Genomic DNA, 23,708 nt, shown 5'->3' with positions numbered 1-23,708 from the left:
CCCGGCAGCTGCAAAGCCGGGGCTGCAGCCACCTGTAGTGCGAGGCAGGCGATGCAGCCATACAAATATAGCTTCACGTTAGCCCCCAATCTTTTCACACTGTGCGGCCAGCTCTGGTTTTTTCTTCCAGGCTTTCAGCACGCCTTTGGCATTGGTTTGATACCAGCCATAGCCTTGCTGGCGTTCCAGTGACAGCTGATTCACGTCACTGTATACCTGACCGTCTCGGTCAAAAAACACCGGTTGTTGCTGCGGCAGGCTGTAAAACCGCGCCCACAGCTGTGCGCCTTTTTTCTCAACCAAAGCAGAGCCTGTTTCATGCCGTTGCCAGGCTTTGTCGCGAATTTGATGCTGTTGCAGCCAGGCGACCCCGCTACAGAGCGCCGGCAGGACACCCGGAATGCTCTGCTCTTTATAAAGCCCTTTATCCAGCCCTTTATCTAAAAGGAGCTGCAACACCGCCGCACTCTCGCTGCTGACCAGGCTGATTTGTTCAAACTTGCGCGCCGCGACCGGCGCGCCACTGAGCGGATGATGCTGCGCCGTCCAGACAGTGCGCTTGCCATCCACCTGCACCTGCGCTTGCACCAGCCAATCCACGCCTTTATGAAACCCGGCCTGCGCTGCGGCACGCAGATCAGCGGCCAGCCAGCGATAATCCGGCTGATTGGCGATATCCCACAGCAGATTCAGCAGGTCCGTCATCACGTTGTCGTTCAGCGTGACGGCATCATGGTAACCGCCGCGCAGCGGATACGACTGCGGAAAGCCGCCGTTTGGATATTGCGCCCGCAGGACAAACTGCACGGCTTGCGTCAGTGCCGCTTGGATCTTTGCCTGATCCGCGGCTGATGCGTTCGGATGATAAGCCGCCAGCCAGCGTATTTGCGTGCTGGTGGCGCCATTATCAAAGGTCGGAATATAGGCCGCTTCGGAACCAGCCAACTGGCCAGGCTTACGCACTTGCTGCATATCGGTGCGTTTGCTCCAGCCGCCCAACAGGGTCTGATAACTCAGCACGGCGTTCAGCGCTGCGGGGTTGTCGATGCCATTGAGACCGAAGTTTTTTGCTTTCCGGGCTGGCAATGGCGCCGTCAGTTTCGCTGTCGCTAACTCGGCCTGCAGCTGTTGCTGCAGCATAGCCGCATCGGCGGCAGACTGCTGCTGATAGGCCTGCCAGTCCGCTGACAACGCACCCGGCTGTCCCCACAGGTTGGTGTCGGCAGCAGAGGCGGCTGTCGCCTCTGCTGCCTGAACCGCTGGCCACAACCCGACGGGCAGCAACAACCCAGCGATCAGCATCGCCAGATTCGCCGCGCCCGTAGCTGTGTTCTCCATCAGAAATTCCCCCGGATCCCAACCAGATACTGCCGGCCGGTTAACAGATATTCCACCGGTCTGGACGTATACACATCACTCCATTGCTCAGTTGCCGCATTGGTTAAGTTGATGGCTTCAAAACTCACCGAAAGGTTGTCGTTGATTTTGTAGCGTGACGAAAGATTCAGCTGGCCTTTGTCTTCGTAACCACGGCCCCAGTTACCTTCGTCTTTGTATTTATCCAGATATTCTTTGATGTAACGTTCACGGAAGTTGTACGACAGCCGCGCACTGAAATCATTGTGCTCGTAGTACAGCGTCCAGTTGTAGTTCAGCCGCGATGTTTCTTCCGCCAATAAACTGATCACGCTTTTAGTCATCGGATCGGCGATGTCGCGGTCATAATCAATCCAGGTCAGGTTTGACGTCACACCAAAGCGATTCCATGGCTCCGGCAGGAAGCTAAACGGTTGTTGATAAATCAGTTCGACGCCGCGTACACCTTCAGCTGGCGTATTCAGCAACTGCGTCACATCCCAGGTCACAGCCGCCGGATCGCGGGTGCCCAAGTCAATACCGAGGTTTTTCAACTGGTCGGCATCTAACACTTCTTGCCGTGAACCTTTACTGAGGCCGGTGATATCTTTGTAAAACACCGACAGCGCCAATAATGCTTCTTCATCAAAATACCATTCTAACGCCAGATCGACCTGATCTGATTCATAAGGCCGCAGCGTTGGGCCAGCGCCCATTTCGATAGTCGCCGTCGGGTCTTTGTCATCCGGCGTGTTCACTTTGATCGCCGAAGCTAAATCGGCAATCGCCGGCCGGGTAATGGCGCGCGATAAACTCAGACGGCCGACCAGTTCTTCGCTGAGGTCATAGGCCAGGTTTAAGCTTGGCAGGAAATCTTTGCCGTTACTTTCGGTGTAACGCCAGCCATGACCACCGTCTAACGCGGCGCCCTCACCGCGCCCGGCGGTGTAACCATCGGCGTAGATATGGTCCAGATTCACAATGCCTGAGGTATTGGTGTTATCGATGTAACGACCACCAATGTTACCGCGCAGCTCACGACCTGCTAATTCATAGCGGAAATCGAGCTGCACAAAGGCACCTGTCACTTTCTCTTCGATGTCATACGTCGCGTTGTAACGCTGCTTAGCCTGAAAAAAGCTTTCGCCGGAAAAGGCTGCCATCACTTTTTGATAGTCGGTGGTCAGCCAGCTGCCTGCAGTCAGCGTGGAACTCCCCGGCACGTCAGCGGCTTTGCCAAAATGCTGGCCAGCGGCATCGAGCGAGATGCCATACAAAGCGCCAGCGATGCGCGCAGCCGGTAAGCCCAGCACCAGCGATTCTGCCGCGTCGCCACTGGTTTTGTTGGTGGTGGTATTCAGCACTTTCCAGGCGTTGTCATATTGCGCGTTGTAGGTGGTGAATTCGCGTTGATTCAGGCCCCACTTCAGCGTCAGTTCGTCATTCAGCTCATATTTGAAGTTGACGCTAAAATTGGTGTTTTCGCTATTAATTTGCTGGTTCCTGTTGCGAACCAGGCCAACTTTGTACAAGTCCGGATTCAGCATCAGCGCCTGTAATTCAGCCTGTGTGTAGCTTTTACCAAAGGCTTGGCCCGGCGCAAACGCAAAAGCCGGCATATCCATATTCATAGTGCCGCTGCCAAACCCGGTGCCTTTCGTGCCAATCAGGCTGACCGGATCAATGTTGCTGTCATAGCTATAGGCAAAAGTTGAGTTATTCGCATCCAGCGCAAAAGTACGCTGATACGGGATGTCCAAATCGGATTTGCCTAGACCTGCAAGGAAAGTCATCTGTAGCGCATCACTGATCTGCCAGTCACCGGAAAAGGTGGCCTGATTAAAATCAGAAGTCGACACGTCCTGCCGCGCTTCTGAGCGGATCGGCACGCCAGACAAGGTGCCGGCTACGACTGTGTTATTAGCATCAGTGACCAGATTCTCGGCAAATATTTTGGTTTTGCTGGAGACGTTACCGCGTAACAGCGCCGAGTACTGGAACTCGTCCATGGTGCTGTCGAGCTTGGCGTGTAACAGGTCAAAGTTCAGCAGCAGATTGTCGTGTGGCCGATATTGCGCGGCGGCGGTTAAACCCAGCCGGTCCTGCTGCTTGTTGAAAATCGAATAACGCGGAATGCGCGGGATCCACAAGCCTTCCATATTGGCATTGGTATAAACGCCTTTTGGATCTAATTGCGTGACCGGCGCTGCGGTCAGTTTGTTGCCGGCGTTACCGGTTTTCCACGATGGATTGTTCACGCTCCAGCGCACTGTGGTGGCACCTTCGCTTTGCACCAGACCTTCTGAATAAGCGGCGGATAAAAGCACACCAAAGGTATTGTCCCAGTTTTTGCTGAACATCAGCGATGCACGCGGCGTAACTTCAGACGCGACATCGTTGTAACGCGCGTTCAGGTTGTAGGCGAACTTGTCGTCCTGATACTGGAAAGGCCGGGCGGTTTGCAGGTTGACGTTCCCGGAAATACCGCCGTCTTCGAGCTCCGCTGCAGCGGTTTTGTTCACATCAATCTGAGTGAATAACTCTGAAGCAAAGACGTTAAAATCAAAAGCCCGGCTTTTATTGGCACCGCCCGACGCATCGGTGGCAGCACCGGCCGACGCCGATTCCATGCCGTTAATCGTCGTTTTAACAAAAGTGGCACCCAGACCACGTAAGCTGATCTGACGACCTTCACCGGCGTCCTGCTCAATCGCAATGCCCGGAACGCGCGCTAAGCTGTCGGCGATATTTAAGTCCGGAAATTTGCCTAAGTCTTCTGCCAAAATGGTTTCTTTACTACCAACCGCTTCGCGTTTGGCCGCTAAAGCGACGTTTAAGCTACCGCGAAAGCCTGAGACTTCAATCACTTCAATCTCTTCGGCTTTGGCTTTGGCTTTGCTGCTGGCTGTTTTGGCAGTTGTGTCGGCGGCAGGCTCTGCTGCCGTTTGCTGTGCCAGCGCAGGCGCGGCGATCAGACCAAGCCCCAGCCAGATCGCATGGCTGAGCGCCTGACATGTAAATTGTGGTTTTCCCGTTGTTTTTTTATGTTGTGTCATACCCTGTCGTCCTTTCTTGTTGATTTATTTACGTTCTTGTTTTACTTCCGTTTTTTTAACTGCATTTTTTAAGTATTTGTCTTGCGTTCGGCTGAATGCCACCGGTAGCAAAACAACATTAAAGCGATGACTCAATGTGTGACACCCAGTGCGCGACACCCGGTGTGCGACACCCAGTGTGTTTCGCTTCGCTCTACACACCCTACGAGATGGTGCCGTAGGGTGCAAAGAGCAAAGCGAATTGCACCGCTACATGGCCGATCCCAAGTTGCTTATGCTCTAAAACAAAAAGTCCGTGGCTAGGAACGCTGAATCGCGTTGCTGCACCATGTCGCGCACTAAATTGATGCCGGCTTCATTGCCTTTGGTCGCCACCAGCGTTGGGATTGAAAACTGGTGTAAAGCGTCTTGCACTGACAAAGTCCCTTCCGCCGAATCTTTGCGGCCGGTAAAAGGAAAACTATCCGGGCTACGCTGACACTGGCTGTTGATATTGATCCGGCCAACCTGATTGGCAAAAATGTCGACTAATGGACCAATTGCGCGGCCATCGGTGCCAAAAATACTTAATTGCTGGCCAAAGTTGCTGTGAATGACATAGTCGATCACTTCGCTGATATCGTCATAAGGCACTACCGGCACCAAAGGCCCGAATTGCTCTTCCTGATACAGCCGCATCTGTGGCGACACCGGATACAACAACGCCGGACGCATCAAACTGCCGGCAAAGTCGCCGCCACCACTATTGACCACCTGCGCACCATGATCGCGGGCATCAGCAATCAGCGCCGCCATCGCGTCGGTTTTACCTGGCTCCGGCAGCGGCGTGATTTGCGCGCCAGCCTGCCACGGCATCGCCAGCTTCAGCGCGTCGATTTGCGCCGCCAGCAGCGGTAACAACGCAGCAGCCTGTGCCCGTGGCACAAAAATAATTTTTAAAGCAGTACAACGCTGGCCATTAAAGGCTAAGGCGCCGGCGATGACTTCTTTAGCAGTGGCAGGAAGGTCGGCACAAGGCAGCACAATCGCCGGGTTTTTCGCATCAAGGCCGAGCACCGCTTTGAGCCGGTGCGGCTTCGGATGCAGCCGTTTTAAATCGCTGGCGCCTTTGTTGGTGCCGATAAATGCCAGCACATCGACTTTGCCACTTTGCATCAGCGCACCGACCGTTTCGCGGCCGCGGCCATAAATCACGTTAATAACACCGGCCGGGAAACAGCTGCGAAAGGCGTCCAGCAGCGGTTCAATCAGCAGCACACCGTATTTCGCCGGTTTAAATACCACGGTGTTGCCCATCATCAGCGCCGGGATCAGCGTAGTGAAGGTTTCATTCAGCGGATAGTTAAAAGGCCCCATACAAAGCGCAACACCAAGCGGCACGCGGCGAATTTTGCCGAGCACGCCCTGCTCAGTAATAAAATGGCTGTCGGCGCGGTCCTGCTGTTTCAGCGCCTGAATCGTGTCGCGGATGTAATCGCAGGTGCGGTCAAATTCTTTGGCGGCGTCTGCAGCATTTTTGCCAATTTCCCACATCAGCAGATTCACCACGTCGGCGCGCTTTTGCTGCATCGCCGCGAGGAATTGTTCGACATGGCGGATACGCTGCAGCAGCGGCATCGTGGGCCATTCGCCACGACCCAAATCATAAGCGCGCACGGCCGCATCAAGCGCCGTCAGCGCTGCAGCACTATCCAGCAATGGTGTAGCACCGAGGCGCGCTGCTGCGATCTGACCGGTGGTCTCATCACGGATCTGCACCGGACTGAATACTTCCGCCAGTTCACCGGACCAATGACATAATTCACCATCAATCAGATAGTGACGCTGCGCCAGATAAACCGGCGCCGGAAATTCGGCTGCAACTTGCGCTGCAGTGGGAAATAACAAACTTAACTCAGACATACACAGTTCCTTATTGACTAAATACTGCCGTGTCCGTGGTTGCAGAAAACTGGCGGCGTTTGATGCAGCTCTTGTTTTAACTCAGCGTTTTACAAACTGTAATGCGCTTTAAAAGCGCGGAAGTTATCCATGCTGACAATGGCACCGGTGTGTTCCACCACAAAGGCTGCCAGCGCCGCCGCCAGCTGTGCCGCCGCTTGAGGTGATTGTTCAGCCAGGCGCGCCGCCAGATAACCACCATTAAAGGAGTCGCCGGCTGCGGTGGTATCCACTACTTTTTTCACCGTCACCGCCGGCATGACAAATCGTTCGCCACCGGCAAAAACCACGGCGCCTTCTTTGCCATTTTTCACCACAATTTCCGCCGTACCCAGCGCTTTTAACTGCGTGATCACATCGTCGCAGCTTTGCGCATTAAACAGCACTTTGTGATCGTCAAGGCCCGGCAGCGCGATGTCTGACAGGGCATATGCGCGGCAGAATGCATCGCGGCATTGCTGCACGCTTTGCCACAGCACCGGACGGTAGTTCGGGTCAAAACCAATCTTGACGCCAGCGGCTTTTAACTCGGCGATGAGGGCAAACAAATCTTCCCGATCAGCCTCCGATAAAATCGCCAGGCTAATGCCGGAGAAATAGAACCAGTCCGCGCTGGTCAGCGGCGAGCTGTCCTGCCGGGCACGGAACAGCTGCAGCGTTTGTTTGGCGGCAGAACTATCACGCCAGTAAACGAAACTGCGCTCGCCAAAGGCGTCGGTATTAATCATGTAAAGGCCTGGGCGCGCGGTTTTGCTGCGCAGCAACAGGCTGCTACCCAGCTTTTCCGCTTCAACGGCAGCAAGCAGTTTGTCGCTGATGAGATCGGTGCCGATGGCTGAGAAAAAGTCGACCTGCAACGCCGGATTGACCCGTTTGAGGTAGACCGCGGTGTTAAACACATCGCCGGCAAAATTCTGGTGATAGACGTTTTCGACCAGCTGATACAGCTCGACCATGCATTCGCCGAAAATCACCACGCGCGGGTTTATCTGGGTTGTGGCCATGAGCAGGCTCCTGTCAGGCTGATTTTTTTAACTGCTGGGTTTGTAGCTTGTCTGCCAGCACATCTGCAGCAATTTGCAGCGACTGTTCAGTCAGGCGGCGCACAGCGTCGTAGTCCGCGTTTTGCAATGCTGCGGCTGGGGTCAGCCAGCTGCCACCAACGACAAACACGTTGGGCAGCGCCAGATAATCCGCCAGATTATTGATGCCGATACCGCCGGTCGGGCAGAACTGCACTTTTGGCAGAATAGTGCGCACTGCGTTCAGCAAGGCCGGGCCGCCACTTAAATGCGCCGGGAAAAACTTCAGCTCGGTCAAGCCCATCTCGTGGGCGGCTGCCATTTCAGTAACAGTCTGCACACCGGGGGCTAACGGCAGACCAGTCGATAACATCGCTTCCAGTAATTTCGGCGTGGCAGCCGGGCTGACCAGAAACTGCGCGCCGGCCCAACTGCAGGCCTGCGCCTGCTCTGCGTTTAATACAGTACCGGCGCCGACCAATAAGTCTGGCAACGCTGCACGGATCGCGGAAATTGCAGCCAGCGCTTTCGGCGTGCGCAGCACCACTTCGACCGCTTTGACGCCACCGTCGCGCATGGCCTCTGCAATAGCCACCGCCTGTTCCGGCTGTTCGGTCTGAATAATTGGCAGCAGCGGGCTGCCGTTTAATAAGGTCGATAAGGCCTTCATGCATCAACTCCGGATAAAAACTGCGATAAATCAGCGGGACCACCCGCCAGGATTGGGCTCAGCTGCTGATAGGCCTGCCATAACGCCGACACAAATGCGGTGTGAGTGATCAGGTCCGCGGCAAAAACGCTATCAAGCGCCAGCCATAGCGGTACGTCAGTACTTGCATCGCCGGTACACTGCGCTGCAGTGGCCAGCAAGAGTGGCGCTAACGGGTCCACCAGCGCCGGGGCTGCCGCGCCCAGCTCGGCCGCCTGCGCGGCGCGTAAGCGAATAAACTGCAGCCAGCTGGCAATCGCCAGTGCCAATAACTGCACAGAGCGGCCGGCCGCCAGATTGTCACGGAGCACCGGCAACAAGCGCATTTGCAGCTTTTGCGAGCCGTCCCAGGCAATTTGCGCCAGCAAATGCCGCACTGACGGGTTTTCAAAACGACGGAAGATGTCCTGACTGTATTGCTGTAGGTCCAGTCCATCGACCAAAGGCACAGACGGCAGAATTTCGCTCTCGACCAGCTGTCGCACCAGCTGACTCAGCTGCGGATGCGCCATCGCATCAAATACCGTCTCAATTCCCAGTAAAGAACCGAGATAAGCCAGCGTTGAATGCGGTGCGTTTAACAGGCGCAATTTAGCTTTTTCAAAGGCGGTGACATCTTTAGTGAACACCACGCCAACGTCGCGCCAGGCTGGCTGGTCGGCCGGTAAAATATCCTCGACCACCCACTGGCAAAACGCTTCGCGCTTCACCGGCCAGGCGTCCTGCACGCCCAGTCGTGTCGCGACCAAATCGCGCAGCGCATCGTCGGTGGCTGGTGTAATGCTGTCGACCATAGAACAAGGGCAAATCAACTCAGTGAGTTGCAGTAAAAAGTCGACATCTTTGGCAAAAATAGTGGCATTTGCAGCGAAACAGCGTACTGCGGCCTTTAATTTATGGCCATTGTCGGTCAGGTTATCGCAGCTCATCAGGGTCAGCAGCGGTAAACCGCCTTGATGGCGCAACCATAACGCCTGCGTCAGCAAACCAATGGCTGATTTCGCCTGCGATATCGCATCGGCTAACTGCAAATCCGCCGCAATATCGGCGTGGGTTAAATCCAACTCGCCACTGTTATTCAGGCAATAGCCTTTTTCGGTGATGGTCATCGTCACGTATTTACAGCTGGCAGCCGTTAAACGCGCCTGCACTTTGGCGTAGTCGACAGGCGCAACCAGCACTTCAGCAATACTGCCAATCAGCGATAAGTGGCTGTCCTGTTCCATTTGCGCTAAGGCATAAAGTCCATCTTGTGGATTGAGCGCTTGTGCCACATCTTTGCTGCGCATCGACACCGCGCAAATGCGCCAGTTGCCACCGGCTTTGGCCATCGCCGCATCGGTATAAAACGCCTGATGACCACGGAAAAACGCGCCGGGGCCCAAATGCACAATACCGATCTGTGGGTTGTCACCTTGCGGTGTTAAATAGACCGGCAATAACGCGCCGGCAGTGCTGAGACTTAACCGATTCATAACTGATAGGCCTGCTTGGCCAGACGGTAAGTCAGGTCATAAGCCAATTCGTGCGCTTCGTCTTCGTTTAAACGATGCTCTGCCACCAGCTGCGCGAGGAAACGGCAATCGATACGCCGTGCCACGTCATGGCGCGCTGGAATGGATAAGAACGCGCGGGTGTCGTCGTTAAAACCACAAGTGTTGTAGAAACCGGCTGTTTCTGTGACCTGATGACGGAAACGCAGCATGCCTTCAGGCGAATCATGGAACCACCAGGCCGGGCCCAGTTTCAGCGCTGGATAATGCCCGGCCAGTGGCGCCAGTTCACGGGCGTAGGTGGTTTCATCGAGGGTAAACAGAATGATGTTCAGCCGGGCTTCGTTGCCGTATTTCTGCAGTAAAGGTTTCAGTGCCTGCACATATTCAGTCGGGCTTGGAATATCAGCGCCTTTGTCCGGCCCAAAGCGTTCGAAAATCACCGCGTTGTGGTTACGGTGTGCGCCCGGGTGAATTTGCATCGTCATGCCATCTTCGAGGCTCATGCCGGCCATTTCGGTCAGCATCTGGCCACGGAACAGTTCTGCGTCGGCAGCGCTGGCACCGGCTAAACAGCGGGAAAATAAGGCTTCGGCTTCAGACAATGACAAATCAGCAGTGTTAGCGGTCGGGTGACCGTGATCTGTGGCGGTAGCGCCATGGTCGCGGAAATAGGCCCGACGGATACGCAGCGCCTGCAAATAGCCTTGCCAGGTCGTTGTATTTTCACCGGTGATGTCACCGAGTTTCTGCACATTGGCCGCAAAATCAGCTCGGTCAGCATCGACCACATCATCAGGGCGGAATGTGGTGATCACGCGTTTTTCAAAACCAGTGCCTTTGAGTTTGGCGTGATGTTTTAAATCGTTCAGCGCACCTTCGGTAGTGGCAATCACTTCGATATTAAAACGGTCCAACAGTGCACGCGGTTTAAAAGCTTCAGTGGCGAGTGCGGCGTTGATGTGGTCGTAATACAGGTCAGCGGTGGCCGGGGTCAGGCTTTCACGCAGGCCAAATACATCATGGAACACCGAATCCAGCCACATCCGTGACGGCGTGCCACGGAACAGATGGTAGTGCGCAGCAAAAATATGGAAAATTTTCCGATAGTCGGTTTCGACGGCAACGCCATCCCGACGACGAATACCGAGTTGTTCCAGCGTGATGCCCTGGCTGTACAGCATGCGGAACACATAGTGATCCGGCAGCAGCAGCAAACTGGTGGCGTTGTCCCAGTTTTGATTATCGGCAAACCAACGTGGGTCGGTGTGACCGTGCGGACTGACGATTGGCAAATCTTGAATCCGCGCATACAAACGCCGGGCGATATCCCGCTGCAGCGGATCGGCGGCAAACAGACGGTCCGGATGTAACTCTAAAATTTTGCTTAATGCTGACATAAATGATCTCTTTGCTGCTTGCCCGTCAAAGCCCGCGGGCGAATTAATTTCTGCCTTCCCGGCCACAAAAGTGTTGTTAAAGCGTCACGCCGTTTTTCCAGATGGCGATTTCTTTATTCAGATAAATCTCATTGCGCGTGCGCTCACCCGATGCGACCGCGACCAAATAACGGAAAAAGTCTTTGGCAAAGGCTTCCACCGCCACGCCGTCTTGCAACATGGCGCCGGCGTCAAAGTCGATCCAGGTCGGTTTACGCACGGCTAAGGCACTGTTTGAACTGATTTTGACGGTCGGTACCGGGAAACCCAGCGGCGTGCCACGACCGGTGGTAAATAACAAAATGGTGGCGCCGGCGGCGGTCAACGCAGTCGACGATACCGCGTCGTTGCCGGGGCCTTGTAATAAGGTCAGGCCTGGCACTTTGGCGCGCTCACCGTAGCCAATCACCTGCTCGACCACGGCACTGCCGCCTTTTTGAATGGCACCTAAGGATTTTTCTTCCAGCGTAGTGAGGCCACCGGCTTTATTGCCCGGGCTTGGGTTTTCATAGACCGGCTGGTTATTGGCGATGAAATACTGTTTAAATTCATTTACTAAGCTGACGATATCGCTGAATACTTCCGCGGTGCGCGCCCGTGCCATCAGCACTTGCTCAGCGCCAAACATTTCGGGGGTTTCGGTCAAAATCACTTTGGCGCCGGCGCTTGCGGCTAAATCGGCGATTTGCCCGACCAGCGGATTGGCGGTGAGGCCAGAGAAACCATCTGAGCCGCCGCATTTCATGCCAAAACTGAGTTTGCTGATGGGGCAAGGCTGACGCTGGTCGCCGGCCATCAACTGCAACAATTCAATCGCAGCTTTGAGACCTTCTTCATCTTCGTCGGTAACCTGCTGGGCGTTAAAAGCGCGAATGCGCGCCGGATCCAGATGCTCGAGCCCCATTAACAAAGTCGCGAGCTGATTATTTTCACAACCAAGGCCAATGATCAGTACTGCGCCAGCATTAGGGTTTTGCGCCAAACCGGCCAATACACTGCGGGTATGGGCCAAATCGTCGCCGAGCTGTGAACAGCCAAACGGATGGGTGTAAGCAAACACACCGTCGATATTGGCCAGTTGCTGATTGTCCACATAAAGCTGCGCCGCCTTGGCGATGCGGCTGGCCGCCTGATTCACACAGCCGACTGTGTTTAAGATCCACAGTTCATTGCGGGTACCCGCTTCGCCGTTGGCGCGTGGATAGCCCATAAATTCAGTCGGTAAATCAGACGGATAGCTGCCGTTATCGCGCGACAGACCATGGTACTGATAAGCCAGTTCACCATCGAGGCCGGTCTTTAAGTTATGGCTATGGATATGACCACCGGCCGGCACGTCCTGTGTCAGCACACCGATGGCATAACCATATTTGATCACGCTGTCGCCGGCTTTCAGAGGCGTCAGCGCTAATTTATGCCCGGCCGGTACCTCCGCGGGCAAAACGGCCGGCAAAGCGACCGGACTGGCAGTAAAGTCAGCCGGCAGCACAAAGCCGGCCTCAAGCTGATGCAGTGCTACGGCCACATTATCGCGCGGGTGCACTTGCCACAACGCGATCTGCGGCGTTTGCAACAGCGGAGCGCTACAGCTGGAGTTGGTATTTACTTCAGTCGCCATCTAATCAGTGCCTGTTCTTAAACTAATGTTTGATTGTGATCAGCGTGGCAGACAGCGTCTGTCATCGCGGTTATTTCACTTAATTGCATATACCCGTCATCCTTGAAGATGCGGGGTCGTTGGCCGCCTTCACTCACCACAGTCACATAGTTCACTATGCTCCTGTGTCGGACTGGCGGTCCAGATTCGTTCAGTTGCCGCCTACCCGAATCTTCAATGATTTTGGGCATGCACTGTCTATCGGTGGCAATTTAATAGACAAAAAGCCTGCGCCGCTTTAAAAGCGCAATGCCAAAACTTTTTAACCTTGCCAGCGCCACGGCGCGCCGTTGACCAGCACTTGCTTGCAATCAAGCTGTCCAACCGCTTCGAGCACACCAATGCTCTGACAATTCACCTGCACACTGGATAATTGCAGGGGTCCTATCTGGGCTTCAGGGAAACCACGCAGTTCAAACAAACGCTGCGCTTTATCGACCTGCAAATTGTGCACAAAGATGTTACGTACCGTCGGCAAAAACGCGCCGGCCCGGCCTTCTTCATAAAAGTAGTTCACGACGATGACGTCTTTCACTTCGCCGATGACGATGTCCCGCAGCGCCACGGTATCAATCAAACCACCGCGCAGCGCGTTGGTTTTGATACGCAGGCCACGGTCGAGATCGGGGCTGCTCATCAGCAAACGCCTGGCAAAAATATGGTTAGCGCCACCGGAAATCTCACTGCCAATCACCACACCGCCGTGTCCGGCTTTCATCGTGCAATCCTGGATCAGCACTTGCTCCACCGGTCTGTTAAGGCGACGGCCATCGGCGTTACGGCCGGATTTCAGCGCAATACAGTCATCACCGGTATCAAACAGACAATGTTCAATCAGCACGCGGCGACAAGATTCCGGATCGCAGCCATCGGAATTGGGGCCATGCGACACGACTTTGACGTGGCGGATCAACACATCTTCGGATAACACCGGGTTCATCACCCAAAACGGTGAATTCTGTAAGGTCAGGCCTTCGACCAGTACTCTGCTGCACTGATAAACCTGTAACAGCGGCGGGCGCAGAAAATTCTCCGGCAACACCCGTTCCGCCACCGGCTTGCCCTGCTCAATCCACTGCATTAACAAATCCCGGCCGGCATGTTGCACCTTGGCGTTGTCGACTGGCCAAGGCGTATGTTTCCACTGACCTTTCCACGGCCACCAGCTGCTGTTACTGCCGCCGCCATCGATGGTGCCGCTGCCGGTCAGGCCGATATTCTCGGCGCCAAAGGCATAAATCAGCGGCTGATAGCCCATCAGCTCCATGCCTTCCCAACGGGTAAACACCAGCGGCAGATAAAGCTCAAGGGCCGGATGAAAGGCCAGTACAGCATCCTGCTGCAGATGCAGTTCAACGTTGGATTTCAGCGTTAGAGCGCCACAAGGCCAGACACCAGCGCGCACCAAAACACGGCCACCACCGGCCTGATGGCAGGCGTCGATGGCGCGTTGAAACGCCGCTCTGTTATGCCGCGCCGTATTCAGGTCATCCTGCCGACCGGTATGTGCAGCAAAATCAGTGACAGCAAAAGTTCTGGCGGAAAAGCTGGTGCGGGCTAAATCGCGTTCAATCGCATCAGCCTGATCCCATAATAAATCGAGTGCGCTACGCGGCGTATCAGTGGTGTCCGCCACTGCGCCCGGTACACCGGCACAACGCCACAATGCCAATGGCAGCACGGCGGCAAGACCGGCTTTGAGAAATTGGCGTTTTGGCATCATCGGCATGGCATCTTCCTGTGCTGAGTTTTTGCGCTGACCGAATGGCAAGCAAAGTGCCTGATCAGTCTGCTGTGAAAACCAGCATAAGACAAGCTGCCACCGGTGGCAATAGGTGCAGAAAAAATTTTGCCACCGAAGGACAGAAATCAGACCAGCAGTTGAAGCACTCTATCTTTAAAAGGTGCTCCAAATGCTGTTTATGCTTCTGAACTCTGAGCCAAATCCGCGGCTATTTGTGCCATTAGCTGCATCACCAGCAATAATAATGGCTCCTGCTGCTTGCGCGCCAAACAGCCAAATAACAGCTGTACTTGCTGCAGCACAGGTCCGATTAAGCGCACTTCGCCCTTAGCGGCGGCATCCCTTGCCGTTGGCGTATGTAGCAAGCCGATACCCACACCACTGCTAATCAACGCCCGGATCAGATGTTCCTGATCGGCTTCAATCATTTTGGCCGGGCGGAACTGCTGCTCGCGAAACAAGCGCTCAGCGGCACGGCCGCAGCAGCTGCCCGCCGGTGCGCTGATCCACGGCAACAGTGCGATCCACTGCCAGTCAGGTACTGGCTCAGTTCTGAAGCCCGCCGGTAACAGCTGCGGCGCAACCGCCAGCTGAATACCAAAACGGTCCACGGCCTCACTGTGTAGCAGCTCGTGCTGTTCATACTCAGTGTAAAAACCGGCATCGAGCCGCCCTTCGCGCAACGCGGTGACTATATCGGCCGGACTGCCGAACTCTAAGCTGACATCCAGTTCTGGCGCCGTTTCACTGAGCTGTGCCAGCAATTTCCCCAATAAAACCGCGCTGGCGCCGCGGTTTGATCCGAGCCGCAAACGACCTGTGAGACCGCCACGTAACCGCCGCGCTTCGTCCAGCAAATCACGCTGTTGGCCCAGTAGCTGCTCGGCTTTGCTAAGAATCACCACACCATGCGGTGTCAGGCTCATGCCGCGTACCGTGCGTTCGAACAGCGCCAACCCTAACTCTTCTTCCAACGCTTTGATCTGGGCACTGACCGCCGGCTGGCTTAAGTACAGCTGCTCTGACGCTTTGGTCACTGCCCCGGTCTTGGCGACTGTGACGAAAATCTTTAACTGATAGAGTTCCATATCGCCTCCTGTACCGGACGTGGCTTAAACCGGCAATAAACTCACTGACCAGGCGTTATAGACCAGTGCAGACAGATATAAGCCAACACCAAACACCAGATGACTGCTCAGACTTTTCAGCCGCGCCTGCCAGGGTGCAGGTGTTTTAGCCGCCGCAACCCCCAGCCCAAAGGCCGGTTGCATCAGCAAAAATGGCATCAACACTGTAACTGCACCGAGGATTAGCGCCGGTGCCACCGTTGGCGCGGCTAGCCATTGTCCGCCCTGCCAATACAGTAGTGGTAAGGCGAATAACACGCCAATCGCATAATGCGCGGTCCAGCCCAATACACATTCACCAGTCTGCGCCGGCGCTTTGCCAATGCCATTGTGGCGGAATTGGCCATGACGCATCAGCGCAAACCAACGACCAACCAGACAAAAGCTCAGCGATTTGACGCCAAAACCTTTGTTGAGTAACCAAGACCAGCCATCCAGCAGCAATGTCGCGCCGATGCCGAGCACCAGCGCTGCGGCGGCCATATCGATAAATGCATCCATCATCCACCTCAGGCGTCTTTATCGACAACAGCAGTGACCAGCGCCCGTACCAGCGGCGTCACCAGCACAATTGTCGGGAATGCCACAATAAACGCCATGCCCCAGGCGTGCAGCCAGATCCCGGCAAGGCCATCAACCGGCCCCAGATTCAGCAGCGTAATAACAAAAGACATGATGCCGGACATCAGCAGCGACATAAAAAACGAGAACACATATGGGGTATATTTGCGTGCGATCACTCTTCCTCTCCCGGTGTGCGTTGCGACACCCTCAAGCCAGATTTAAGTTGGTTGTAGCCGGTCACTGCTACCGCAAAAGCTTCAGCTACCGGCAATGCGCACAGTGTGCAGCGCAGTGCCGGTGCCGTCTAATTGTCATTTTGGATGGGGGTATCAGTTTTCCTGAGGGTATATACCCTTATTCCTTGAAGATTTGGCGGTGTTGGCTGCCCTCACTCACCCCAGTCACATAGTTAACTATGCTCCTGAGTCGGACTGGCGTTCCAGATTCGCTCAGTTGCCGCCTACCCAAATCTTCAATGATTTTGGGTATACGCAGCGAATTGAAATATCTCAGCTTTGCGGCCATTGCAGGCCGGCATACGGCTGTTGGCGCAGCGACGCCAGCCGGCTTTGCAGGCTGCCGCAGTGGATCTCGAGCTGATGGCCATCCGGGTCCAGAAAATATAGTGAAGCACCTTCACTGCTGTTTTGCTGCCATTCCAGCACCGCTGCAGCACGCAGTTTGGCAGCAAAAGCAGCAAAGTCTTGCTCAGAAATACTAAACGCCAGATGACTATAGTCCTGTGCCGGTTTTGCCTCGCCCAACGACAAACATAACCAGAATCCAGGCAAGCTCAGATAAGCGCCACGCGCCCACTGCACTTCAAGCTGAAAGCCCAACAACTGCTGATAAAACTGTAGTGCCCGCGGCAAGTCACTGACTGAAAGTGTGATGTGATTCAGACCGGTTAACATGTAATAAGGGCTTCCATCTTAATACGGGCTGCCATCTTTGTGGCTGAACTGCCACTGACCAGACACAAAATCAGCGCGCAGGTCATTGTCCGGATATACCACGGCATCGCCGGCACTGCGATCGCCGACTTCCAGATAACGCACCACTGCGCTGCTGCGGTTGACCAGCTGATGACCATCGCCACTGCCGGCGGCAAAGCCGGCACACATGCCTGCGTCCAATAAAGTCTCGCCGGCATCGGTGATCAACGTCACCTCGCCTTCGAGGATATAAATAAATTCGTCTTGTCGGCTGTGACAATGCCGCAGCGCCGACATCGCGCCAGGCGCCAGTTCGGTCAGATTGACGCCAAAATTCTGCAGGCCAAACAAATCTCCCAGCACCCGTTTTTGCCGGCCCTGCATCATGGCAGCAAACGGCGGTGGATAAATTGACGGCTTTTGCCGCGGCGCCACATCCTGCGCTGCGACTGCCAATGGGGTACTACTTGTGATCGGTGTTACTGGATCGCTCATTTAACGCTCCTTTGATTTTGTTTGCGGCTGGTCCAGACCTAAATCCAGATAAGCGACAATGTAGCCATATTGCTGGTCGTTGATCTTGCCGGCTTTATGCTGAGTTGCCGCCAATTCATGGCTCCAGCGCTGGCCTTGTGGTGCATGCGGGATCGTCATATCTAGTTGCAGCAAGCGCAGATCCTTAATTTGATGCCCCTGTGCCGCTGCGCCTTTGGCGCAATACGCCAGCACGTAATCGACCGCATAATGATCGACGGCTGGTGCCCAGCTGTACTCCGTGTGGCAACCGGTTTTGTGTTCACCTTGTGGCGTCACATAGTCCAAATGGCCGCGGGTACAGCCGCAAAGCAATAGCAGCGTCACAGCCACCGCGGCGTGATTTCGCCGGGGAGCCCCCTTACTCCGAAAAGGAAGGTACAACCAGTAGCCTGAGCTTTGTGTTGTCATCGCAGAACCTGACTGTCAGCAAATAACTCAGCATACGGAGTCCGGCAGCTGGAGACAACAGTGCTGTACGATGACGCGTCATGAACAATCTGCCATACTATTACAACAATACAGCAGCACAATACTGGGCAACAATCATACCGCGACTTTCAGCCCTTGCAGTTTTCTGACTTCAGCTGCTCCAATTTTCCATGCAAAAGAGGTACTTGCTGCGTGAATCATCTAAAAGCTTTATCAAAACATTACATCCGCCGGGCATTAAATGAAGTCCGCTACCCACAAGGCAAAGATCAGACTTTATTTATCAATAGCTGGTCACTGCAACATCCACTGATATTTATCGAATATGAATTTAAAGGCGTCAACTATCAGAATAAGATTGAGTTTACTGATTTGACTGAAGATGATTTCAAATCAGTAGACGCCGCCACATTAAATTTACTAGTGGCGCATATTGCCATCATGATGAGCAATGTTTTCTTTAAAATTGACCATATCAACAGGATCGAATGCCGGTTTGCCGCATTCGGGCCTAACTGGACTGAATTCCATCAATACCTGCTGTCACGCGCACTCGGCGAGTTTAAGTTTCTGCAAGGCTTGTCTTTACACCACCCCCTAACGGTCGCCGGCAACGCAGTGTGTAAAACAGATACGCAGTTGCCGCCGCGGGAATTCAACGAGCAATGTCTGGTGATGAATGGTGGCGGAAAGGACTCCATCACCTCTGGTGAATTGGCAAAACAAGCTGGCTTGCCATTTGCCTGGTACACAGTCGGTTTAAACACAGTGCGAAAAACCGTGATCGAGACGGCCGCCAGCGGCGACAGTTTGTCGATCACTTACAAAACCGACAGCAAGATTGGTCAGAATGCGAAATTTTCTTACACCCCGATCGCTGGCCCGGCATTCATTTCTGCCACCGCACTACTGCATGCCTACCTGAAAGGTTATAAATATATTGTATTCAGCAATGAACGATCCGCAGATGATCCTAATCTGGTTGTAGCCGGTGTTGAAATCAATCACCAGTACTCTAAATCATTAGATTTTGAATCACACTATCGAAACTTCGCCCAAAGTGTCACTCAAGGCGGCGTACATTATTTCAGCTTATTCCGACCTATTTATGAACTAGCCATCGTCAAAATATTCTCACAATATCCAAAGTATTTTGATAAATTTATTAGCTGCAACATTGGCATCAGTAAAAATATCTGGTGTAAGAAATGTGAGAAATGCGCCTTCATTTTATTATGTATGGGCGCTTATCTGGATGATGATGAGATTGTGCGGATCTTTGGCGAACCACTGATGCAGAATCAGCAGATCCGTAAACATGTGCTGCGCTTGTGCAGCAATCAGACCAAAGCCTGGGAATGTGTTGGTCTGCAGGACGAATGTCGTCTGGCATTGCGGATGTATCTGGATCGTCGTCCGACCGAGGAATTCAGCGCAGCACCCTATCGACGCGATCTGGAAAAAAGCTGTGCGGACATCTCAGTACCGGCAGCCCGCGCTGAATTTTTGTCGGTGAATACCGAGGGCCACTATGTCCCGGATCGCTTTATGGCGGTGTTGAAACAGGCTTGCAGTTAATCCATAGCTGACCAGGCACAGCACGCTGTCACTGCTGCGCCTGGTCCATCCCATAATCGCGTTCTACTTTTGCGATCCGGGTTTTAAATGCACTGTACCACTGACTGTGACCGAGCCGCTGTGCAGCCAGATGGTCGACATCAGCTTTCCACGCCGCAATCGCTGCCAGATCTGTCCAATACGACACGGTAATGCCCAGCGCTTCGCGTGCAGATTCGATGCCGAGAAAGCCGGCTTGTTGCGCTGCAAGCACGACCATCCGATCAGCCATGTCGGCATATCCGTGATCACCTTCGGTGCGCACAGAGCTGAAAATAACCGCGTAATACGGCGGGACTGGGGTTTGTGCAAGAAGCGGCATGGTTGAATTCCCTTGCAGTTCAGACATTAGGCTTATGGTCAGCCTACCGTGAACCAACCTCGGTCGCAATGATCACCACAAACGGTGGCTGTCCGCAATTAACTTGTGAGCCGGCTGCCTAACCGTAAGGTGGGTAGAGCGAAGCGAAACCCGCCGAGGGTCGCATAATGGCTGTCGCTAAAGTCTGCAACTGACAATGTACGATCACAATGATGACTCCGGACGGTGGCTGTCCGCAATTAACTTGTGAGCCGGCTGCCTAACCGTAGGGTGGGTAGAGCGAAGCGAAACCCACCGAGGGTCGCATAATGGCTGTCGCTAAAATCTGCAATTGAAAATGTACGATCACAATGATGACTCCGGACGGTGGCTGTCCGCAATTGAAATATCCGCAATTGAAATACGCAATTGACATATTTTGTCGATATTTGCTACGCAAATTGCCTTTTTCAGCAACTGTCAGCGTCTTAGTGTCTTTTGCTAGACCAGCGATAACGGTACTGGCGATGGGTTTTGCCGATGATTTGTGGGCGACGCCCACGGTTATTGATTTACTGGTGGGTCAGCTAGTGAATTGCCAGACGGAACGGCGGCAGATCCAGCCACAACAGGGCGCTATCGGTCATATGGGCTTTTTCCGCCGCAAGCACCAGCACACTCTATGGCCGGCTCTGGCGGATTGGCTGGAACAGCAGCTGGTTTAGCCGGCAGCCGCGGCGCTGCGTCTGCCGGTTAATAAAAACACCGGGTATTGGCCATGCGGCTTTTGCACCACACTGGCATCACAAACCTGCACTTCAGTAAAACCAGCGGCCAGGGCCTGTGCGGCGATCGCTGCGCGGTTAAAACCACAATGAAATACGCCGGTATCTTCGGTATGAAAGCTGCCATCTTCAGTATCGAGATCGGCCAGCGCGATAAAAGCACCGGGCCGCAGCAACTGATGAAACTGCAGAAATAACGCGGGAATATCTGCGATATGATGCAAGGTCATCGACGAAATAATGCCGTCAAACTGGCGTTGCAGCGGCGTTTGCAGCAGATCTTGCTCCAGAACCTCCAGCTCACAAGCAATCTGCGCCGTTTTTGCCCGCAACTGCGCGTTCATCGACGGTGATACATCCAGCGCAGTAATTTTGGCCACACAAGGGGCGATTTGCTGTAGTAACAGCCCAGTGCCTGCACCAAAATCCAGTAACTGCATGTCAGACTGCAATGCTACCGCCGCTTTAATCGCCCGACCGATCGCAACGACATTATCAACCCGTTGTGGATTTTGCTCGTAAGACGCCGCTTTTTCGGCAAAAAAATCCTGAGACATCACTACTTCCTTTTTACTCTGAGTTGACCATTTCGGTGCGGCTACGCTGCCGCAACCACAACGATAGTGCCAACATCAGGCCAAAACCTAACACTGGCGCGGCACCATAACCAATCAATGGCGCCGGCGTCGCACCGGCAACTGAACCGCCATATAACACCGCATAATATACCGACACCGCCGCAAGCCAGGGCTGATCCAGCAGGCTTTGCCGGTACAGGGCTAGAAGTAGTAATACGGCACTGGCGATCACAGCCAGCCCTGCCCACACCGCATACTCCAGCGCCAGAGCGAATACACCCTCGACATAAGGCACGGCACTGAGCTCATCCTGCTGTCGCAGCGTCCAGTAACATAACCCCAGCAATGGTAGAAAGACCAGCCCAGGTAAAAGACCTGGCGTGCTGGTTGTGACGCCGGCTGGACGGCAGGCCTGTAAATACAATAATGGGAACGCAATGGTCAGCGCTAGCACTTGCGCCGCATCCGGCTGCATCGCCAGAAATACCGCAGTGGCCAGCAAAATACCGCAGGCTGCCGCCTGATGCGCCGGTTGCTGTAACAATTGTGCAGTCAGCACCAGAATGGCAGGCAATAATAAACTGCCGCTATACAGCTGCACCGGGCCAAACTGCAACCAGCGCAACGGTTGCGCCGGTGCGTCAGGAGATAACACCGTCAGCAACGGCACGCCCAGCAATAACACCAATAAACAGGCCAGCGCCTGTAAAGTGCCAGGTAACACATCTCCTTGACTGCGCGCTCCCAGCCAGACCAACACCGCCGCCAGCAATAAACTGCCGACCTGCACCAAATAAAGCGGTAAAGCCACATCGGCCAGCGCCAGCACAGCAAACCCAGCCAGTACCGGCACCACACTGAACCATAAACCAACAGATCGGTCTGCCATCATCGCGCGGGTCCTTTCCTGATGCAGCGCTGAAAATCGCGGTCAGCCTGCAAAGATCACAGGCACAGGAAAAGACTGCATAAAAAAACGGCAGAAGTAAATGGGCCGGACCGAATTCCTACCTAAAAACCAGAAGTCCGCACAAAGCTAGATGCAGGTAAACACACAGTGATTTCATGTGCAGCCGTCACCTGCGGTTTCGCTACATTGACTCCACTGAGTCTGACGAGACTATGGCAACCGACAGCCGTTGCAATCTGCTGAACAGCTGAAGGCGGACAGCCATTGATCAGCCGAACGAGCCCAGCCGAAAGCGGACAGCCATTGATTGCAAACATAGGCGGAAACAGCAGCCGAAAGCGTACAGCCATTGATTGCCAACATAGGCGGAAACAGAAAGCGAGCACGCTCGATTGTTGAAATCGACTTGACATTAACTTTTTTGCAACCAAATTTATACCAAATGAATTTTTGACTGTCAGGATGACACCATGCCTAAACCGCGCAAACAACAAATCGCTCTTAGCGAAACACCGTATTACCATCTAATTAGCCGTTGCGTCCGCCGTGCATTTTTATGTGGTATTACAGAAGCTTATAACTTTGAACACCGCCGGAACTGGATTTTGGATAGGCTGCATCAGCTCACACAGATGTTCGCTATTGATATCGCAGCTTTTGCGCTGATGTCGAATCACTATCACCTGGTAGTCAGGGTTGATGTAGCAAGGTCGGCCCACTGGAGTTATCAGGACGTCGCTGACCGCTGGCAACTGTTGTTTCGGTTACCGATACTAGTCGAACGTTATCTTAGTGGCAATTCAAGCTGTGACGCTGAAAATCACGTTGTTGAAAATATTCTAGAAAACTGGCGTTCACGGCTTTGTGATATCAGCTGGTTTATGCGCTGCCTGAACGAACACATTGCTAGGCTTGCAAACTCGGAGGACAACTGTACCGGGCGATTTTGGGAAGGTCGGTTTAAATCGCAAGCACTGCTCAATGAAAAAGCTCTCCTCACGGCGATGGCCTATGTCGATTTAAATCCAATCAGAGCAAAAATGGCGCCATCGCCGGAAGCTTCCAACTACACCAGTATTCAGCAACGACTTGGTAAAGCGATCCACTGCACTTTTCACGGTGAATTGCTGCCATTTGCCGGAGATAGTCTTCAGCAGAATGCTCAACAGCATATTCCTTATCATTTCGTTGATTACGTTGAGCTTGTTAACTGGACTGGCCAACAAATGCGCCAAGATAAACGCGGCAGTATCAACACCACCACTCCCTCTATCCTCGCACGTCTGAATATCCCCACTTACTGTTGGCTACAAAACTGCCAACTACTTGAAACCAAGTTTCATCAGGTGATCGGCCCTATCAGCTTATTGAAACAGTTTTGTCAAAAACTTGGCCAAAGATGGGTTCACGGCCAAACCGCCTGCCGACGAAGTTTTGGCTAAATTTACAAAAACATCGCCTCTCCTCACAGATTTGAAGTCATCTGAGCGCAAAGCTGGTCACTTTGG

At 53.8% G+C, this 23,708-nt stretch carries 21 protein-coding genes; 3 read left to right on the top strand and 18 right to left on the bottom strand.

All coding sequences use genetic code 11. The features are described 5' to 3' along the window. Nucleotides 1-78 precede the first annotated feature (78 nt). The 15 genes from pelA to ACFFJP_RS01825 form a co-directional block, all read right to left on the bottom strand. Nucleotides 79-1,338, bottom strand: coding sequence for a pectate lyase (gene pelA, locus ACFFJP_RS01895; protein ID WP_377239902.1), 1,260 nt, complete (start codon nucleotides 1,336-1,338; stop codon nucleotides 79-81). Next, the gene (locus tag ACFFJP_RS01890; protein WP_377239899.1) at nucleotides 1,338-4,412 is read right to left on the bottom strand and encodes a TonB-dependent receptor; all 3,075 of its coding nucleotides are present in this window, start codon (nucleotides 4,410-4,412) and stop codon (nucleotides 1,338-1,340) included. The genes pelA and ACFFJP_RS01890 overlap by 1 nt, the downstream gene beginning before the upstream one ends. A gap of 279 nt (nucleotides 4,413-4,691) precedes the next feature. Then, nucleotides 4,692-6,314 (bottom strand): aldehyde dehydrogenase family protein, encoded by a 1,623-nt coding sequence (locus tag ACFFJP_RS01885; RefSeq protein ID WP_377239896.1) that lies wholly within the window; start codon nucleotides 6,312-6,314, stop codon nucleotides 4,692-4,694. Between the two features lie 89 nt (nucleotides 6,315-6,403). Beyond that, a complete protein-coding gene (locus tag ACFFJP_RS01880) occupies nucleotides 6,404-7,357 on the bottom strand; it encodes a sugar kinase (RefSeq protein WP_377239893.1) in 954 nt (317 codons plus the stop codon). Between the two features lie 13 nt (nucleotides 7,358-7,370). After that, nucleotides 7,371-8,045, bottom strand: a complete 675-nt coding sequence (locus tag ACFFJP_RS01875; RefSeq protein ID WP_377239890.1) for a bifunctional 4-hydroxy-2-oxoglutarate aldolase/2-dehydro-3-deoxy-phosphogluconate aldolase — start codon at nucleotides 8,043-8,045, stop codon at nucleotides 7,371-7,373. After that, nucleotides 8,042-9,559, bottom strand: coding sequence for a mannitol dehydrogenase family protein (locus ACFFJP_RS01870; protein ID WP_377239888.1), 1,518 nt, complete (start codon nucleotides 9,557-9,559; stop codon nucleotides 8,042-8,044). The genes ACFFJP_RS01875 and ACFFJP_RS01870 overlap by 4 nt, the downstream gene beginning before the upstream one ends. Next, the gene (gene uxaC, locus ACFFJP_RS01865) at nucleotides 9,556-10,977 is read right to left on the bottom strand and encodes a glucuronate isomerase (protein ID WP_377239886.1); all 1,422 of its coding nucleotides are present in this window, start codon (nucleotides 10,975-10,977) and stop codon (nucleotides 9,556-9,558) included. The genes ACFFJP_RS01870 and uxaC overlap by 4 nt, the downstream gene beginning before the upstream one ends. Nucleotides 10,978-11,053: 76 nt before the next feature. Then, a complete protein-coding gene (locus ACFFJP_RS01860; RefSeq protein ID WP_377239884.1) occupies nucleotides 11,054-12,634 on the bottom strand; it encodes a UxaA family hydrolase in 1,581 nt (526 codons plus the stop codon). A gap of 301 nt (nucleotides 12,635-12,935) precedes the next feature. Then, entirely contained in the window at nucleotides 12,936-14,402 is a 1,467-nt protein-coding gene (locus tag ACFFJP_RS01855) for a glycoside hydrolase family 28 protein (protein WP_377239882.1), read from the bottom strand. A 191-nt stretch (nucleotides 14,403-14,593) separates the two neighbouring features. Next, the gene (locus tag ACFFJP_RS01850) at nucleotides 14,594-15,505 is read right to left on the bottom strand and encodes a LysR family transcriptional regulator (protein ID WP_377239880.1); all 912 of its coding nucleotides are present in this window, start codon (nucleotides 15,503-15,505) and stop codon (nucleotides 14,594-14,596) included. 24 nt (nucleotides 15,506-15,529) lie between these two features. Beyond that, nucleotides 15,530-16,048, bottom strand: coding sequence for a DUF2938 domain-containing protein (locus ACFFJP_RS01845; RefSeq protein ID WP_377239878.1), 519 nt, complete (start codon nucleotides 16,046-16,048; stop codon nucleotides 15,530-15,532). A 5-nt stretch (nucleotides 16,049-16,053) separates the two neighbouring features. Beyond that, nucleotides 16,054-16,284 (bottom strand): DUF2798 domain-containing protein, encoded by a 231-nt coding sequence (locus ACFFJP_RS01840; protein ID WP_377239875.1) that lies wholly within the window; start codon nucleotides 16,282-16,284, stop codon nucleotides 16,054-16,056. Between the two features lie 333 nt (nucleotides 16,285-16,617). Beyond that, nucleotides 16,618-17,022, bottom strand: coding sequence for a fosfomycin resistance glutathione transferase (gene fos, locus ACFFJP_RS01835; protein ID WP_377239871.1), 405 nt, complete (start codon nucleotides 17,020-17,022; stop codon nucleotides 16,618-16,620). An 18-nt stretch (nucleotides 17,023-17,040) separates the two neighbouring features. Continuing rightward, on the bottom strand, nucleotides 17,041-17,538 hold the full coding sequence (locus ACFFJP_RS01830; RefSeq protein ID WP_377239868.1) for a cupin domain-containing protein: 498 nt from the start codon (nucleotides 17,536-17,538) through the stop codon (nucleotides 17,041-17,043). Continuing rightward, nucleotides 17,539-17,904, bottom strand: coding sequence for a hypothetical protein (locus ACFFJP_RS01825; RefSeq protein WP_377239866.1), 366 nt, complete (start codon nucleotides 17,902-17,904; stop codon nucleotides 17,539-17,541). Nucleotides 17,905-18,201: 297 nt separating this feature from the next. Here ACFFJP_RS01825 and ACFFJP_RS01820 point away from each other — a divergent pair, with 297 nt between their 5' ends. Then, nucleotides 18,202-19,587 carry a MurL-like N-terminal domain-containing gene (locus tag ACFFJP_RS01820; RefSeq protein WP_377239864.1) on the top strand — a complete coding sequence of 462 codons (1,386 nt, stop codon included), beginning with the start codon at nucleotides 18,202-18,204 and terminating at the stop codon, nucleotides 19,585-19,587. A 28-nt stretch (nucleotides 19,588-19,615) separates the two neighbouring features. Here ACFFJP_RS01820 and ACFFJP_RS01815 read toward each other — a convergent pair whose 3' ends face one another. Continuing rightward, the gene (locus ACFFJP_RS01815) at nucleotides 19,616-19,948 is read right to left on the bottom strand and encodes an antibiotic biosynthesis monooxygenase family protein (protein ID WP_377239862.1); all 333 of its coding nucleotides are present in this window, start codon (nucleotides 19,946-19,948) and stop codon (nucleotides 19,616-19,618) included. Between the two features lie 470 nt (nucleotides 19,949-20,418). Between ACFFJP_RS01815 and ACFFJP_RS01810 the strand changes: the two genes are divergently transcribed. Continuing rightward, nucleotides 20,419-20,652, top strand: coding sequence for a hypothetical protein (locus tag ACFFJP_RS01810; protein WP_377239860.1), 234 nt, complete (start codon nucleotides 20,419-20,421; stop codon nucleotides 20,650-20,652). On the opposite strand, the gene ACFFJP_RS01805 is transcribed toward ACFFJP_RS01810, so the two are convergent. Then, a complete protein-coding gene (locus ACFFJP_RS01805; RefSeq protein WP_377239858.1) occupies nucleotides 20,649-21,269 on the bottom strand; it encodes a class I SAM-dependent methyltransferase in 621 nt (206 codons plus the stop codon). The two genes, ACFFJP_RS01810 and ACFFJP_RS01805, sit on opposite strands and share 4 nt — an antisense overlap. Before the next feature lie 13 nt (nucleotides 21,270-21,282). Continuing rightward, nucleotides 21,283-22,182 carry a hypothetical protein gene (locus ACFFJP_RS01800; protein ID WP_377239856.1) on the bottom strand — a complete coding sequence of 300 codons (900 nt, stop codon included), beginning with the start codon at nucleotides 22,180-22,182 and terminating at the stop codon, nucleotides 21,283-21,285. Nucleotides 22,183-22,670: 488 nt separating this feature from the next. On the opposite strand from ACFFJP_RS01800, the gene ACFFJP_RS01795 reads away from it, so the two are divergent. Next, nucleotides 22,671-23,642: a transposase gene (locus ACFFJP_RS01795; RefSeq protein ID WP_377239854.1), complete on the top strand. Its 972-nt coding sequence runs from the start codon at nucleotides 22,671-22,673 to the stop codon at nucleotides 23,640-23,642. Nucleotides 23,643-23,708: the final 66 nt, after the last annotated feature.

Origin of the sequence: Rheinheimera tilapiae, assembly GCF_042432165.1 — a bacterium.
GTDB lineage: Bacteria > Pseudomonadota > Gammaproteobacteria > Enterobacterales > Alteromonadaceae > Pararheinheimera > Pararheinheimera tilapiae.
This window is presented reverse-complemented; position numbering and strand designations above follow the sequence as displayed.

Excerpts from the sequence above, each read along its gene's own strand:
- pelA (WP_377239902.1), bottom strand. The coding sequence starts at position 1,338 with ATGGAGAACACAGCTACGGGCGCGGCGAATCTGGCGATGCTGATCGCT.
- ACFFJP_RS01890 (WP_377239899.1), bottom strand. The coding sequence starts at position 4,412 with ATGACACAACATAAAAAAACAACGGGAAAACCACAATTTACATGTCAG.
- ACFFJP_RS01885 (WP_377239896.1), bottom strand. The coding sequence starts at position 6,314 with ATGTCTGAGTTAAGTTTGTTATTTCCCACTGCAGCGCAAGTTGCAGCC.
- ACFFJP_RS01880 (WP_377239893.1), bottom strand. The coding sequence starts at position 7,357 with ATGGCCACAACCCAGATAAACCCGCGCGTGGTGATTTTCGGCGAATGC.
- ACFFJP_RS01875 (WP_377239890.1), bottom strand. The coding sequence starts at position 8,045 with ATGAAGGCCTTATCGACCTTATTAAACGGCAGCCCGCTGCTGCCAATT.
- ACFFJP_RS01870 (WP_377239888.1), bottom strand. The coding sequence starts at position 9,559 with ATGAATCGGTTAAGTCTCAGCACTGCCGGCGCGTTATTGCCGGTCTAT.
- uxaC (WP_377239886.1), bottom strand. The coding sequence starts at position 10,977 with ATGTCAGCATTAAGCAAAATTTTAGAGTTACATCCGGACCGTCTGTTT.
- ACFFJP_RS01860 (WP_377239884.1), bottom strand. The coding sequence starts at position 12,634 with ATGGCGACTGAAGTAAATACCAACTCCAGCTGTAGCGCTCCGCTGTTG.
- ACFFJP_RS01855 (WP_377239882.1), bottom strand. The coding sequence starts at position 14,402 with ATGCCGATGATGCCAAAACGCCAATTTCTCAAAGCCGGTCTTGCCGCC.
- ACFFJP_RS01850 (WP_377239880.1), bottom strand. The coding sequence starts at position 15,505 with ATGGAACTCTATCAGTTAAAGATTTTCGTCACAGTCGCCAAGACCGGG.
- ACFFJP_RS01845 (WP_377239878.1), bottom strand. The coding sequence starts at position 16,048 with ATGATGGATGCATTTATCGATATGGCCGCCGCAGCGCTGGTGCTCGGC.
- fos (WP_377239871.1), bottom strand. The coding sequence starts at position 17,022 with ATGTTAACCGGTCTGAATCACATCACACTTTCAGTCAGTGACTTGCCG.
- ACFFJP_RS01830 (WP_377239868.1), bottom strand. The coding sequence starts at position 17,538 with ATGAGCGATCCAGTAACACCGATCACAAGTAGTACCCCATTGGCAGTC.
- ACFFJP_RS01815 (WP_377239862.1), bottom strand. The coding sequence starts at position 19,948 with ATGCCGCTTCTTGCACAAACCCCAGTCCCGCCGTATTACGCGGTTATT.
- ACFFJP_RS01805 (WP_377239858.1), bottom strand. The coding sequence starts at position 21,269 with ATGTCTCAGGATTTTTTTGCCGAAAAAGCGGCGTCTTACGAGCAAAAT.
- ACFFJP_RS01800 (WP_377239856.1), bottom strand. The coding sequence starts at position 22,182 with ATGATGGCAGACCGATCTGTTGGTTTATGGTTCAGTGTGGTGCCGGTA.
- ACFFJP_RS01795 (WP_377239854.1), top strand. The coding sequence starts at position 22,671 with ATGCCTAAACCGCGCAAACAACAAATCGCTCTTAGCGAAACACCGTAT.